The 13,313-nt window shown below is 57.3% G+C and carries 15 protein-coding genes; 11 read left to right on the top strand and 4 right to left on the bottom strand.

Going from position 1 to position 13,313, the window contains the following annotated elements:
* The first annotated feature begins 78 nt into the window (after window positions 1-78).
* Window positions 79-558: an FKBP-type peptidyl-prolyl cis-trans isomerase gene (locus tag B3M52_RS03360; protein WP_007152743.1), complete on the top strand. Its 480-nt coding sequence runs from the start codon at window positions 79-81 to the stop codon at window positions 556-558.
* A gap of 90 nt (window positions 559-648) precedes the next feature.
* Here B3M52_RS03360 and B3M52_RS03355 read toward each other — a convergent pair whose 3' ends face one another.
* The 4 genes from B3M52_RS03355 to B3M52_RS03340 all read right to left on the bottom strand — a co-directional run bounded on the left by B3M52_RS03355 (window position 649) and on the right by B3M52_RS03340 (window position 6,121).
* Window positions 649-2,127 carry a flavin-containing monooxygenase gene (locus B3M52_RS03355; protein WP_213480130.1) on the bottom strand — a complete coding sequence of 493 codons (1,479 nt, stop codon included), beginning with the start codon at window positions 2,125-2,127 and terminating at the stop codon, window positions 649-651.
* 4 nt (window positions 2,128-2,131) lie between these two features.
* Window positions 2,132-3,058: a hypothetical protein gene (locus tag B3M52_RS03350; protein WP_007152741.1), complete on the bottom strand. Its 927-nt coding sequence runs from the start codon at window positions 3,056-3,058 to the stop codon at window positions 2,132-2,134.
* Window positions 3,051-3,923 (bottom strand): SDR family NAD(P)-dependent oxidoreductase, encoded by an 873-nt coding sequence (locus B3M52_RS03345; RefSeq protein ID WP_213480129.1) that lies wholly within the window; start codon window positions 3,921-3,923, stop codon window positions 3,051-3,053. The genes B3M52_RS03350 and B3M52_RS03345 overlap by 8 nt, the downstream gene beginning before the upstream one ends.
* A 206-nt stretch (window positions 3,924-4,129) precedes the next feature.
* Complete coding sequence (locus tag B3M52_RS03340; RefSeq protein ID WP_213480128.1) at window positions 4,130-6,121, bottom strand: hypothetical protein; 1,992 nt, start codon at window positions 6,119-6,121, stop codon at window positions 4,130-4,132.
* A 221-nt stretch (window positions 6,122-6,342) separates the two neighbouring features.
* On the opposite strand from B3M52_RS03340, the gene B3M52_RS03335 reads away from it, so the two are divergent.
* The 10 genes from B3M52_RS03335 to B3M52_RS03290 form a co-directional block, all read left to right on the top strand.
* A complete protein-coding gene (locus B3M52_RS03335) occupies window positions 6,343-7,491 on the top strand; it encodes a mechanosensitive ion channel family protein (protein ID WP_286748741.1) in 1,149 nt (382 codons plus the stop codon).
* Window positions 7,492-7,673: 182 nt separating this feature from the next.
* A complete protein-coding gene (locus B3M52_RS03330; RefSeq protein WP_040474347.1) occupies window positions 7,674-7,958 on the top strand; it encodes a hypothetical protein in 285 nt (94 codons plus the stop codon).
* A gap of 74 nt (window positions 7,959-8,032) precedes the next feature.
* Window positions 8,033-8,929, top strand: coding sequence for a DUF692 domain-containing protein (locus B3M52_RS03325; RefSeq protein ID WP_286748739.1), 897 nt, complete (start codon window positions 8,033-8,035; stop codon window positions 8,927-8,929).
* Window positions 8,926-9,729 (top strand): DNA-binding domain-containing protein, encoded by an 804-nt coding sequence (locus B3M52_RS03320; RefSeq protein WP_286748737.1) that lies wholly within the window; start codon window positions 8,926-8,928, stop codon window positions 9,727-9,729. Before B3M52_RS03325 ends, B3M52_RS03320 begins: the two co-directional genes overlap by 4 nt.
* Before the next feature lie 58 nt (window positions 9,730-9,787).
* The gene (locus B3M52_RS03315; protein WP_286748735.1) at window positions 9,788-10,123 is read left to right on the top strand and encodes a DUF2282 domain-containing protein; all 336 of its coding nucleotides are present in this window, start codon (window positions 9,788-9,790) and stop codon (window positions 10,121-10,123) included.
* A gap of 2 nt (window positions 10,124-10,125) precedes the next feature.
* Complete coding sequence (locus tag B3M52_RS03310; RefSeq protein WP_007152732.1) at window positions 10,126-10,965, top strand: DUF692 domain-containing protein; 840 nt, start codon at window positions 10,126-10,128, stop codon at window positions 10,963-10,965.
* Complete coding sequence (locus B3M52_RS03305) at window positions 10,958-11,743, top strand: DNA-binding domain-containing protein (protein WP_286748732.1); 786 nt, start codon at window positions 10,958-10,960, stop codon at window positions 11,741-11,743. Before B3M52_RS03310 ends, B3M52_RS03305 begins: the two co-directional genes overlap by 8 nt.
* On the top strand, window positions 11,727-12,254 hold the full coding sequence (locus B3M52_RS03300; RefSeq protein ID WP_286748731.1) for a DoxX family protein: 528 nt from the start codon (window positions 11,727-11,729) through the stop codon (window positions 12,252-12,254). Before B3M52_RS03305 ends, B3M52_RS03300 begins: the two co-directional genes overlap by 17 nt.
* A gap of 84 nt (window positions 12,255-12,338) precedes the next feature.
* Complete coding sequence (locus B3M52_RS03295; RefSeq protein WP_007152729.1) at window positions 12,339-12,494, top strand: hypothetical protein; 156 nt, start codon at window positions 12,339-12,341, stop codon at window positions 12,492-12,494.
* A 45-nt stretch (window positions 12,495-12,539) separates the two neighbouring features.
* Window positions 12,540-13,313, top strand: a 774-nt coding sequence (locus B3M52_RS03290; protein ID WP_286748730.1) for a DUF4124 domain-containing protein, incomplete at its 3' end; no start/stop codon positions are given.

Genomic DNA, 13,313 nt, shown 5'->3' with positions numbered 1-13,313 from the left:
TCTGCCCCGATTTTCGCTCCTGCAGTCAGCGCCGCCGCCAGCTATAATGGCCTACCATTTATCTTTGTAGAGAACCCTATGCCAATCGAAAAGAATCAGGTGGTCCTGTTTCACTACAGTGTCCGTGATGAACAGGGCAACGAAGTTGAGAATTCCCGTGGTGGCAAGCCGAACGCCTACCTGCATGGCCACGGCGGTGTTATCCAGGGTCTGGAAGAAGCCCTGGAAGGTCGCGAGGCTGGCGATACGTTCAGCGTTACCGTCACTCCGGAAAAAGCCTACGGCCCGCGCAAGGCCGATGCCGTGCAGCGCGTGCCGGTCAAGCATTTGATGGGTGCCAAACGCTGGAAGCGGGGCATGATCGCCCAAGTGCAAACCGAGCAGGGCCCGCGCCATGTGGTCGTTGCCAAGGTCGGCCTCAAATTTGCCGATGTCGACACCAACCACCCGATGGCCGGTAAAACCCTGACCTTCGATATCGAAGTGATCGAAGTACGTGCCGCCGATGCGGAAGAGATAGCGCACGGCCACGCGCATGGGCCGGGTGGGCATCACTGAAGATAAAAGGGGGCGTAGATGCAAATTGGTGTGATCGCAGATACCCACAGCAAAATGCGCCCCGAAGCCCTGGAGATATTGAAAGACTCTTCAGCTCTGCGGCAGAAGCCGATAGTCTTTCAGAACTACCTCTTTCATTTGCAGCGCATACTGTGTGGCAAATCCCGGATACATCGTCGCGTTAAACCCGTCCTCGGTGAGATACCAGCTTTTGCAGCCGGTGTTCCAGTTGGTTCGTGACAACCGTTTTTGTATCGCACGATTGTGACTTTCCTGTGCGCTCTGGCGCACGTCCAATCCTTTCAGGTCAAGGCTGGTGATGGTGCGCACGGCTTTAACAATATAGTTAATCTGCGACTCCATATACACCAGAGCGGAGTTATGCCCGGGGCCGGAGTTCGGGCCGAACGTCAGGAAAAGGTTCGGGTAGCCGGAAACATTGATGCTTTTGTAAGCCGATGCGCCCCTTTTCCACTCGTCGTTCAATTGCCGGCCATCCACACCGGTAATCGGAAACGGTGTGCCGGCATTGCTTACGTTGAAACCGGTGGCAAAAATCAGGCAGTCGAACTGGTGCTCGATGCCCTCAACCGTGCGCACTCCGTTTTCATCGATCCGGGCAATGGGCCAGGTGATCAACTTGCAATTGGGTTGCTGTAGGGCCGGGTAATAGTCGCTGGATACCAATACCCGTTTGCAGCCCAGGCGGTAGTTCGGGGTTAGCTGGCGGCGAAGCCAGCGATCCTTCACTTGATTGCGCAGGTGCCACTTGCCCAGCCGCTCTGCCAGGCGAGTGAGGGGTGAGTTCCAGATCACCCCAAGAGCCATGGATTCGTGGGCGAGGTAGAGCGCCTTGCGCAATGCGTTCTGGCTCAGGGGCAGTTTTCGAAACGCCAGCTTCTGCCAGTCTGGTGTCTCGAAGTCGGGCCGTGGCATCACCCAGGGTGGTGTCCTCTGGAACACGGTCAGCTTGTCGACCTTGCCCACGATGCTTGGCACGATCTGGATGGCGCTGGCTCCGGTACCGATTACCCCGACACGCTTGCCTTCCAGGTTGTAGTTGTGGTCCCACTGGGCACTGTGGATTTTTTTGCCCTGAAAGTCTTCGATGCCTGCAATATTCGGAAAGCCCGGGTTCGATAACGGCCCCTGGGCCATCACCACGGTTTTTGCGTAGTAGGTTTCTCCGCCCTCGGTGGTGGCCTCCCATACGCCCCTGTCCTGATCCCAGTTCAGGCCGGTGACGTTGGTGCCAAAGCGAATGTACCGGGCCAGGTCAAACTGGTTCACCAGATGGTGGATGTAGCCCAGGATCTCGCGAGCACCGGAGAAGCTTCGGGACCAATCCGGGTTTGGCGCAAACGAATAGGAATACAGGTTTGAGGGGATGTCGCAGGCGGCACCGGGGTATTGGTTATCCCGCCAGGTTCCACCTACCTGCTTGTCCCGTTCCAGTATGACCATGTCATCGATGCCTTCCTGCTGCAGGCGAATGGCGGTGCCGAGGCCGGCAAAACCGGCCCCGATGATCAGGGTGGTAACCACAGGCGTCGTCTGTACGTCAGTCATGGTGTCAGGCCGTCGTCTGGTAGGTGATTTCGCGCACCCAGCTGGGTACAGCGGGGAAGGCGCGCCGGGGGATGGCGTCGGTCACTTTGACCAGGGCGTCGATCGGCTTGTGGTAGAACCGGTTACCCCGATCCACCACGAAACGCCCGTGGTATTTGATGATCTGGAACCAGGGGTTGCGCCGGCCGTCTTCTGAGCGGCCACCAATCTTTTCGAATTTCTGCATGGCGGCGTACAGTTTCTCTTCCGGTAGGCCCATTTCGATGATGTTGTCGCGCATCTTGTTCAGCAACGGAAAGTAGGAGGCGATACCGAGGATCAGCCGGGGGTCCATCAACTGGGCCACCATACGCGCCAGTTCCCTGTAGGTTTTTCCATGGCCTTGCATTTCCATCACCGTGAAGCCAACGCCAAGGTGCCGGGACTCGTCGTTGTTGATCAGCTCAAAGGCCTGATGGCAGACGGGGTCGTCCACGGTTTCCAGCAGGAACTTGCAGAGGGCACCATCAAGCGCAATCTCCAGCATGGGGACCACGGTGCCCAGCACGTACACGGGCTGGTCGTCGGCAAAGCGGTCCAGCCACTCGATCACCAGACGCAGGTTGTTGTTGGGCTCGGGCAGCTCGTTTTCTTCCAGCATGCCCCAGCGCTTCATCAGCGCCATTTCGGCGTTGGCGTGGCGCTGTTCTTCGGCGTGGAAATAGGTGTAGATTTCCCGCAGCGTGTCATCCGGTGCTTTCTTGGCCATGGCTGCGAAAGCGCGGGCACCTACATGTTCGATCCACATCAGGTCGGCCATGAAGGCTTTCAGTTTGGGCCACTGTTCGGCGGTTATCAGCTCGGCTCCCGGTGCGTCCCAATCCACGTCGGACAGTGACCACTGGGAGCTCTTGATCTTCTCCAACATCTTGTCCAGGTCGATTTTAGCCATGGAGTCTACCTCTCGCTGTCTCTTCTTCGGTTACGCTCCCGGTCTTACTGACAAAACGGTTCAGCAAGCCTGTGCCGACGGCGTAGCCGCTTGGCAGCAGTCGTTTCAGGCGCCAGATCAGTTTTGCGTCCAGTTGCGGCATCACATACAGCTGGCCCCGGTCCAGGCCATTGAGGGTGATTCTGGCCACCTGTTCGGCTGACATTCCGAAACGGTCCATCAACCGGTTGAACAGGGCACCGGAATCGCCAGTGATCCGGCCATTGGCGGCAATGTTGGTTTTCACCAGGGTGGGGCAGAGCGCGGTGACCTGAACGTTGGTTTCGGAGAGCTCCGCGGCCAATGTTTCCGAAATCGCCAGGGCGGCCGCTTTGGTGGCGTTATAGGGCCCCATCAACGGTGCCGCGGAGAAGGCCGCAGTGGAGGCAACATTGATAATGCCGGCGGCTGGCTGGCCCTTCAAAAGCGGCGTGAACACGTGGCAGCCGTGGATAACGCCCCACAGGTTGATGTTGATGGTCCAGGCCCAATCCGCGATTGGGACGTCGCCGATCTTCTGGCCGCCGATACCGATGCCGGCGTTGTTGATCACCAGGTTCAGGGGGTGCGGCAGTAGCTCCTGTGCTTGCTGAGCCAGTGCCTCAACCTGCGCCAGATCGCTAACGTCGCAGGCGACAGCCCAGGCCTCGCCGCCTTCTGCCCGAACCTCCCGGGCGGTCTGCTCAGCCGCTTGCAGGCTGATGTCCGAACAGACGATGAGCCCCTTGCGACGGGCCAGCTCCAATGCGAGGGCTTTGCCGATGCCGCTTCCAGAGCCTGTGATGACAGCCCGTGACTGATGGGTGAGTCTTTGCTTTTGAAACATTGCCGATTCCGCTTATCAAGTTTCAAACAGGGTCGCACGAGACGGCCGAGCTTTTTGGGCCGTATGTGATTCGAGAGAGGACGATTTACTTGCGGACTGTTACCAGATTGCGAACCTGGCCGGCGTTGGAGAGCGTGGTCCAGAGCCTTGGGAAAGCGTAGGCTGGCGCCTGATGCGGTTCTTGAAAGGTCAGCACATTGCGTTGTCTACCGCCCCGAAGCCCAACTGCCACGGGCCAGGTCCATGGCCCGGTTGACTTCATCGGCAGGGATGTCGCCCGGCTCGCCTTTTTCTATCGGGTCATAGTGGAACACGTACAGTCGGGAGACGAACTCGGCTACCGGTAAGGAGGCTTCGCCGAAGAGTTCACCGTGGCCATGGGTGGAGGTGATGACGCCCTGGCCCCAGTTCTGGCCGCTGTCGTTGTTGGGGTTGAAAAAGTAGACGCGCATGGCCTTGTCGGGGTCCATGGCGATCCGTTGGATGGTGATGGCGTGCCAGCCGAGAAAGCGCGTGGCGCTGTCGGTCACCGCGATACCGGCCGGCTGTGGATTGATCACGGGAATGTTGCCGTTATAGAACGGGTGATAGGCGGCGTAGAAATCCCGGATAAACCCTTCGAAGTCTTTCAGGCCGCCGGTGAAAACGTCCACGGCGATGCGAAATCCGTGGCCAACGTGGTCGCCGTGAAACTCGGCGTTGACCCATTTGTGGGGATCCTCTCCGCGGCCAATACTGCGCCGCCCCATTTCAAAATAGATACGGTCCAGATGCGGCACGGTCAGCAGGGATACGGCATCGACATCCACGGGCGGTTCGGTTGCCAGTCCGGCGCCAAGCTCCTTTGAAGAAATGCTGTTGCCTTCGAAGCGCATAACGATCTCATCGTCCCGCGCTGCCCAGGCAAGGATGCGCAGCAGTTCTGCCGGCATGTTGTACGCCCACATGGACAGGGCGCGGGTGGACTGGCAGGTCGGGTAGTTGCCCTGGCCCACGCCCAGTGGCCGCCCCAGCACGTTGAGTACGTCGGCAAGCAAAAAACATTCGGGGGAACGGCTGCTGCCGAAGACCGTCGCGATCTTCTCGGCTGCGGCGTCAGAAAGCGTCATGCGTATCTGTCGCCACAGGGATGGCGCTACCGGTGGCGAGTAAAGAATGCCCCGCTCCAGCATCATGGCCAGGCCGTAAGTGCATTGACTGGTTTCCGGAAACACGGCGTCGTCGATCAAGCGGTGAATCAGTGCAGGGTAGCAGTGGAATGCGTCGGCGCCGGTGTAGCTCAACCCGAGGGCTGTGGGGATCAGGGCGTTCCAGCGCCCGCGCAGGTAGCGTATGAACACCGGCATGTAGGCCGACACCAGGCCGGTGTTGTGCATGGCCTGGGCAAAGGCGATGGCTTCCTGCATCAGGGCGGCATCGTCCATGTCCGCCAGTCGTTCGGAATAGACTTCAAAACCGGGGTCTTCACGGCAACCTTCAGTGGGGCTGAATACGGCGTTGATCAGTTGCAGGGCGTCGTCGCCGACTTCTCCGCCCAGGGCGTCGGGTTTTTCCAGGCAGACGGCAATCTGGGTCACCATGTGTTTGACGCCCTCAACCTGCACCGGGCGCTGCTCCAGAATACGCCAGACTTCGGCCACCAGGTGCTCAAGCAGGTTTTCATATCCCAGATGCTGGAGCAGGTAGTGATACAGGTTCTGCACGGCATGGCCGAGCTGATCGGGCCGCAGCCGGTCGCTCTCCTGCAGGTCATCACTGACCACCAGGTCCAGGTTCATCGCCATCACCTGGGCGAGGAAATTATGGGCATGTTCCGCCGAGATAGAAGCGTGGACGTAGTCGCCTTTGGTGACCGCCAACAGGCGAACCTGACTCAGGCATTCGACCAGTGTTGCGGTGGGCTCCCCGTGGCGGACCGTACGCGCAGCCAGGGAAGGCACCAGTGTCTGGGGGTAGTCCCAATCGCTGCCACCAAAGAACCCGGCGGATTCAATGGCCGGAACGCGTTCGTAGATTGCGTCCAGCCCTTCGGGGCTGAGCATCAGGGGCCTTGCCGCATCAATTACTTCGAATACGGGCGAAACGCCCTCGATCGCGTTGATTGCAGCAAGGCGGCTAACGGCATCGTCAAATGCATTTACAAGTTCCGTTGGCGCGCGGCTGTTCTGGTTTTCGGTTTCTTTTTTTTGTCTGGCCATACAACCATCCTTGAGCCAACCTCGGACTGTGTCAACCTGGACTGTCGAAAACATCCGTGCCCACCGGTTGGCTGAAGCCAGGAACCTGTTGGTCCACCATTTCGGATAGGATCAATGGCTGATGATTGGTAAACAGGCTGACGTTAACCTACATATCATTATGAGCAAGAGATCCGATAAAGTGACGCCCACCCCCACAACAAAAGAAGAGCAGACACCTGATGGCTGAATCCTTTGGTACCGAGCTGGTTGAACAGCTCCAGCGAAATATTGGCGATGCCTTCCTGGCCGTGTCAGGTGAGGATTTGGACTGGGGCGCGCTTGTCGTACAGATGCTTGGCCAGTTGTTGGTCTCTGTAATCTATCTTGGGGTGTTTTTCGGGATCTATCTGGTGGTGACCGGTGCTATCCGGCTGGTCTTGGGCAAGCAGCGGGCCAAAACACCTCTGTTCATTCAGGTGCGAAGCACTCTGCGTTATCTGGCCGGGTTAGGGGCGCTGGTCTTCGTTCTTGCACAGTTCGGGACGTCTCCTGAGGTTCTCAAGGCGATGGCGAGGGCGGGCTTTATGGCCCTCGGTTTCTATGTGGCCTGGCTGGTTCTGGCACGCCTGATCAAGGACAGCATGGTGCGCTACAAAATGGATCCTTCGATTCGTCAGCTGGTCGAGAACCTGTTTTCGGTGGTCGTCTCAGCGCTGGCTGTGGTGACGGTGCTCGCCCAGTTCGGTTTCGATGTGGTTTCGATTGTGGCGGGGTTGGGGATCGTCGGTATCGCCGTTGGCTTTGCGGCGCAATCAACCCTCTCCAATTTCATTGCCGGTATCACCCTGCTGATTGAGAGGCCGTTCCGCATTGGTGATTGGGTGACCATCAACGGGCAAGACGGCAAAGTGGTCAAGATTGCCTTGCGCACCACCTGGCTGCGCACCCGGGATAATATCTTCGCGATGATTCCAAACGACAGTGTGGCGTCATCCGACATCATCAATTACAGCGCAGAAGGGGTCACCCGCCTGAATATCCCGGTGGGCATTGCTTACAAAGAATCCGCGAAGGCCGCGAGGGATGTTCTGATGCCGGTTCTGCTGACGCACCCTGAAGTTTTACAGGGTGCTGGTATGGAGCCCCGTGTTCTGCTTAAAAGCCTGGGCGATTCTTCAGTGAACCTTGAAGCCAAGGTGTGGATTACTCCCGATAATCTGGATGTGCAGCCCAGAATCATGGCTGATGTTCTGGAACAGATGAAAGAGGCGCTGGATGCCGCCGGCATTGAGATTCCTTTCCCTCATTTGCAACTGTTTATAGATGATGCAAAAGGGCTCAAGCCGGTTCTGGAGCCCCTCTACAGCAAGAGGGAAGCTAACGGATAACTCCTTGATCCCTCCTCTCTCCCACGACGGGTGACGTGAACCCTGTTATGACAATGGTGACACTCTCGTGATCATTCCGTGATGACCTGGTCGGCCCATGCAGCGCACTATTTGTTCAGGCGGGAAACACATGCTGAATGGTTGCCTGCCGCTCCGAACTCATAGATGAAAAGGAAACAGATATGAACACGATGCTAAACGGTGCCCGCATTGCAGCTCTCGCCGCCGCCTTCGCGACTTCAGGATTGGCCTATGCCGCTGAACCACCTGCCGGCTCCAGCGGTGCGGCGGTCTCCGGCAGCGATAAAGTGCATTGCTACGGGGTGAACTCCTGTAAGGGAACGGCCGACTGCAAAACCACCGAAAATGCCTGTAAAGGACAGAACGCGTGCAAGGCCCAAGGCTTCAAGGGGATGTCAGCAAGCGAATGCCTGTCGGAAGGTGGTGTGATTGGCGATCTGGGCTGAGTAGGCCAGATCAAATGTGTTTGTCCGGAGGCGCGTTCCGGCGCGCCCCGGGTTTTCAACGGGAGATTTAACGGATGATGAATCACTCTGCCAAAGCCAAACCGAATGGGCTGAAGAACAGTCTCCGTGAGCCGTTCCAGGGTTTTGGGCTGGGTTTGCGCCCGCGTCATTACAACAGCTTTCTTGCCCAGCCGCAGGCGGTGGATTGGCTCGAGGTCATCTCCGAAAATTACATGGTCCAGGGCGGAAAACCGCTTGCGATGCTCGACAGGATTCGCGCCGACTACCCAATCGCGATGCATGGTGTGTCGATGTCGATTGGTTCTGTATCTCCCTTAGACCATGGCTATCTGCAGCGCCTGAAAGCGCTTGCGGACCGTATCCAACCGATGTGGGTTTCTGACCACTTATGTTGGACCGGTGTGCACGGCACGAACCTGCACGATCTTTTTCCCTTACCTTATACCGAAGAAGCCTTGCGACACGTTGCCGCGCGCGTTCGCGAGGTGCAGGAAACGCTTGGGCGCCGTCTGGTGCTGGAAAACGTTTCAAGCTATATCGATTACGCCAGTTCAGAGATGAGCGAATGGGCGTTTCTGACCGCCCTTGCGGAGGAAGCCGACTGCTTGCTGCTACTTGATGTAAACAACATCTACGTAAGCGGTATGAACCACGGCTTCGACCCGCGTGACTTCATCGACGGCGTGCCAGCGCACCGCATCCAGCAGATTCATGTGGCCGGGCACTCAAACCTGGGCGACGTCATCATCGATACCCACGATGCGCCGGTACCCGACGAAGTGTTTGATCTCTACGCCTATGCATGCCGTCGCTTCGGGCCGGTCAGCACGATGATCGAGCGTGACGATTCAATTCCGCCGCTGGAGGACCTGATCGTGGAACTCGACCGGGTGAGGGCCGTGGCGGCTCGTCACACCCCTGTGTGGGATCGAGAGGAGGCATACGCATGACTGATTACGCCCCTCGTTCGTTAGCCGATCTGCAAGCGGGACTGCAAAACTATGTTTTGGGCGATGGTGTTTCGGACGACATTCTTTCCGAGCTGACGGGCGGTGCTTCTGACCAGAGTAAGCGGCGCCTGCATATCTACCATTCTGGCTACCGCTCGCGGATGAACGAGGCGCTCCAGTCTGCTTTTGAGCAGACCTGGGCCTATCTCGGTGACGACGCATTCGACGCAATTTGCACTCGCTACACCGAGACGAATCCATCGCATTCGCCGAATCTGGGCGACCATGGCCGCAACTTCCCACGCTTTTTGCAGCGAGCTTTGTCTGCCGATCCGGAAATCGCTGAGCTGGCAACCATGGACTGGAGGCTCCACAGCGCCTTCGATGCACCGAATGCCGCCATTCTCACCGGTGAGCAATTGGCAAATGTCGGCGAGGCGCAGTGGGCATCGCTGGGATTCGTCTTCCACCCGTCCGTTTCGCTCGCTCAGTTCGAGTGGAACGCACTGGAAATCTGGCATGCGCTGGATCAGAAACAAACACCGCCCGTCGCCGAAAAGCTGAACGAGCCGGTAGGGCACCTGTTCTGGCGCAGCGACCAGCGAAGCTACTTTCGCACACTTGAGTCGGATGAGTATGCCGCACTTAAGGGCCTGCTTGAGGGGCTTGGTTTTGCACAAGTGTGTGAGCAACTCGCAGAAGGCTATCCGAATACCAGTATTGACGCGTCGATTGGCACCTGGCTGGCGCGTTGGCTGGCGGATGGGCTGTTGTCGGAGGTCAAGCCGGGGCCTGTTTGAGTGACACCGTAACCCTTATCGGCGTGCTTTGGCCGACCGTAAAATTCAGGAGTCTGACATGTCCAAATCCAAAATCTCACAGTCCGAGATCACCGAAACCAACACCACCCGCACCATGACCGCTGCTGCCATGGCACTCGCCCTGGGTTCTGCGATCTCCATCGTTGCCGTTCCGGGCGTTGCCCACGCGGAGGGCATGGAAAAGTGCTATGGAGTTTCGCTCGCCGGTAAGAACGACTGCGCCGCCGGGCCGGGCACTACCTGTGCGGGCACGTCCACTATCGATTATCAAGGGAATGCCTGGACGCTGGTTCCGAAAGGCACTTGCGAGGAGACCGCATCCCCGACTTCACCCACAGGCTTCGGACAACTCGAAGCCTTCGAGGAGAAGTAGCAATGCTGCCCTCACGGGCAGGCCTGGGCCTGAAACCAGAGCACTTTCGGAACATTCTGGAATCGGGCCCAGACATTGGTTTCTTTGAGGTTCATGCCGAGAACTACATGGTTCCGGGTGGCCCTATGCACCATTATCTGGGGAAAATTCGTGAGCACTACCCGTTGTCATTGCATGGGGTAGGGCTCTCGATCGGAGCCGACGCTCCCCTGGACAAAACACATCTTGATGCGCTGGCGGTGCTGATTGACCGTTATGCGCCGCAGGTTTTTTCTGAGCACCTGGCCTGGTCGAGTCATGGTGACTTCTTTCTCAATGATCTGTTGCCGCTGCCATACACGGCCACCACCCTGAACCGTGTGTGTGACCACATCGATCAGGTGCAGACGCATCTGGGTTGCCGCATGTTGCTGGAGAACCCGGCGACCTATCTGGAGTTCTCGACCTCGACCCTGTCGGAGACCGACTTCATCAGCGAAGTAATACGCCGCACGGGCTGTGGCCTGCTGCTCGACGTCAACAACGCCTATGTTTCGTGCATCAACCATCACCGCGAGCCCGGGGCTTATATCCGTGCATTACCGCTTGACCGGGCGGAGCAGATTCACCTTGGTGGTTTTGCCTCCCAGGCCGATGCCAACGGCGACCCGCTGCTTATAGACAGCCATAGCGCACCCGTTGCGCAAGACGTGTGGGCACTCTATACCGAAGTACTTGAGCAAATGGGGCCGACTGCCACGCTGATCGAACGCGATAACGACATTCCGCCATTTGACGTTTTGCTGGCCGAGGTCAATCTCGCCGACTCGTACCTTGTTGAAGCAGGAGGCCAACGTGAGTGAGCAGACAGTATTCGCCAGCGCATTGCTTGATCCGGCGCAACCCTGCCCGGACGGGTTACGGGCGTGGAACGGTTCCGATCCGAACCAGCGCTTTGCGGTGTATCGCAACAACATCGTGGTATCACTGATTGATGCACTCGCTGCCACGTTTCCTGTGTGCCAACAACTGGTTGGCGAAGCCTTCTTCCGCGCCATGGCCAGGGTGTTTGTGGTGGCGCAACCACCGCGTTCGCAAATCCTGACCTTCTACGGGCGCGAATTTCCGGCCTTTATCGACACCTTTAGCCCGGCATCATCAGTACCCTATCTGGCCGACGTGGCCCGACTCGAAAGACTACGACTCGACGCATTCCATTCTGCCGATGTTGAGCCGCTTGGCACGGAGGACATAGCCGGAATGCTATCTGATCCCCATCGGCTACCCGGGCTTCGCATGGATATCCATCCCTCGGTGGCGATGCTGCAATCACGGTTCGCCGTGCTTTCGCTATGGGCCGCGCACCAGCAGGCAACCCCTGAATTGGCCCGTGTCGAGCCCCTGCAACCAGAATCCGTATTGGTGCTGCGTTCCGGGCTGGAAGTCCAGTGCATCGATATCGCAGAGGCCACCGGCGTTTTTATGGATCGACTGATACAGAAGGAAACGTTGTCGCAGGCTGAACAGGACGCCAAGGCATGCGAGCCCGGTTTTGATCTTGTTGCAGCGCTGACCCTTTTGCTGCGCTGGCAGATCATTACCTCCCTTTACCCCGGAGATGAACATGGACAACTCGACTGAAACCGATGCTCAAACCTCAACCGCTACGGGTGTCCTGCCAGGTCTGATCAAGCAGGCAAACACTCTTTTCGGACGCATTCCGGACACCCTGATCGCTATGATCGCCCGCTTTTCGATTGCCGGCGTGTTCTGGAAGTCAGGCCAGACCAAAATTGAAGGGCTGGCCATCGACATTGTCTCCGGTGAGTTCAGCCTGGGGGTACCACGGTTGTCGGACAGCGCGCTCTTTCTGTTCAAGGAGGAGTACAGTCTGCCGTTGATCGCCCCCGAGCTGGCGGCCTTGATGGCGGCGTTCGCCGAGCATCTGTTTCCGGTTCTGCTCTTGTTGGGGCTGGCCACGCGTTTCTCGGCGCTGGCCCTGCTGGTGATGACACTGACCATCCAGATATTCGTCTATCCCGGTGCCTGGCCAACGCACGGGGTATGGGCGGCGGTGCTGCTTTATCTGATGGCTTACGGGCCGGGTTGGTGTTCAATGGACCACTTCATCGCGGCACGTTACCGGCGCTGAAGTGCATCCAAACACTTTTTTCCTATTTCATATATCATGGGTGTTTAGTTGTTGGATAAGCCAACAGTTAACGTGGAGAACACCATGAGCAAGAAGCCCGAGAAAGTGACATTAACCTCTGCCACCATTGAAGAGCAGACGGCAGCTTTTTTAAAGGCTGGTGGGGCCGTTGAGTACGTAGGTAAGGGTAAGAGTGGCCAAGAAACCTCAGCGGGCCCGAAGCAGATTAGCGTGAAATAGTCACCGGGGCAGATCTGGTTCTGAAACGCAGGGATTAAAGCGTTAATGAAAGTCGTAAACCCAGTCCTTGTTTTTCTACTCTCTATGATCTTTGCAGTCTCTGGTCATGCAAAGATTTATAAATGGGTGGATGAAGACGGGAAGATTCATTTCAGCGATCGGGAAGACCATCGCGTTGAGCAGGAAGTTGTCAACGTGAAGCCTGGCGCGTCGAAATGGTCGCGTTTTGATATCAAGATTAAAGCCGTCGATGTGGAGCTGAGTGAAGAGGAAAATCAGCAGATTGTTGATGGCGTGAACAACGTCTACGAGTTCTTTGACCGTTTGATGTCCTTTGATATGTACAGGACGGTTCCGGTCAATATACTGATGTTCAAGGATAAGGCTGAATACCGGAATTACCTTGTTCGCAGGAACAAAGGTCTGGCGGTTGCTTCATACGGCCTGTATATACCTTCCGAACACCAGATAGTCGTCTATGTGCAGGAAAACAGAAGCCGCACCTTTGAAACGATCAAGCATGAGGTGAGCCACGCGGTTGTCGATACCATCGTTCCTTATGCGCCGCTCTGGTTGAATGAGGGGCTTGCCGAGCAGATGGAAATGCTGGAACGTGATGAATCGGGCCTGTACTTTGAACGTCATCAGGAAAACAGTTGGGTGGTTGCTCAGGCCCGTGAACAGGGCCGTTTAACGGGCATTTCACAGTTTCTGAAATTATCCAGTTATAAGTGGCGCCATTCAGAGCTGTCGGGGCATGGGAGTTTGAGGGCTCAGTCCGGTCAATTCCTGAGTTTCCTGCTCTCCAAACCGACCCGC

Source organism: Marinobacter sp. UBA2688, assembly GCF_002352785.1.
GTDB lineage: Bacteria > Pseudomonadota > Gammaproteobacteria > Pseudomonadales > Oleiphilaceae > Marinobacter > Marinobacter salarius.
The sequence above is the reverse complement of the archived record's forward strand: the minus strand, read 5'-3'. Positions and strand labels throughout refer to the sequence as shown.

Coding starts and splice junctions, on each gene's coding strand:
- B3M52_RS03360 (WP_007152743.1), top strand. CDS start 79: ATGCCAATCGAAAAGAATCAGGTGGTCCTGTTTCACTACAGTGTCCGT.
- B3M52_RS03355 (WP_213480130.1), bottom strand. CDS start 2,127: ATGACTGACGTACAGACGACGCCTGTGGTTACCACCCTGATCATCGGG.
- B3M52_RS03350 (WP_007152741.1), bottom strand. CDS start 3,058: ATGGCTAAAATCGACCTGGACAAGATGTTGGAGAAGATCAAGAGCTCC.
- B3M52_RS03345 (WP_213480129.1), bottom strand. CDS start 3,923: ATGTTTCAAAAGCAAAGACTCACCCATCAGTCACGGGCTGTCATCACA.
- B3M52_RS03340 (WP_213480128.1), bottom strand. CDS start 6,121: ATGGCCAGACAAAAAAAAGAAACCGAAAACCAGAACAGCCGCGCGCCA.
- B3M52_RS03335 (WP_286748741.1), top strand. CDS start 6,343: ATGGCTGAATCCTTTGGTACCGAGCTGGTTGAACAGCTCCAGCGAAAT.
- B3M52_RS03330 (WP_040474347.1), top strand. CDS start 7,674: ATGAACACGATGCTAAACGGTGCCCGCATTGCAGCTCTCGCCGCCGCC.
- B3M52_RS03325 (WP_286748739.1), top strand. CDS start 8,033: ATGATGAATCACTCTGCCAAAGCCAAACCGAATGGGCTGAAGAACAGT.
- B3M52_RS03320 (WP_286748737.1), top strand. CDS start 8,926: ATGACTGATTACGCCCCTCGTTCGTTAGCCGATCTGCAAGCGGGACTG.
- B3M52_RS03315 (WP_286748735.1), top strand. CDS start 9,788: ATGTCCAAATCCAAAATCTCACAGTCCGAGATCACCGAAACCAACACC.
- B3M52_RS03310 (WP_007152732.1), top strand. CDS start 10,126: ATGCTGCCCTCACGGGCAGGCCTGGGCCTGAAACCAGAGCACTTTCGG.
- B3M52_RS03300 (WP_286748731.1), top strand. CDS start 11,727: ATGGACAACTCGACTGAAACCGATGCTCAAACCTCAACCGCTACGGGT.
- B3M52_RS03295 (WP_007152729.1), top strand. CDS start 12,339: ATGAGCAAGAAGCCCGAGAAAGTGACATTAACCTCTGCCACCATTGAA.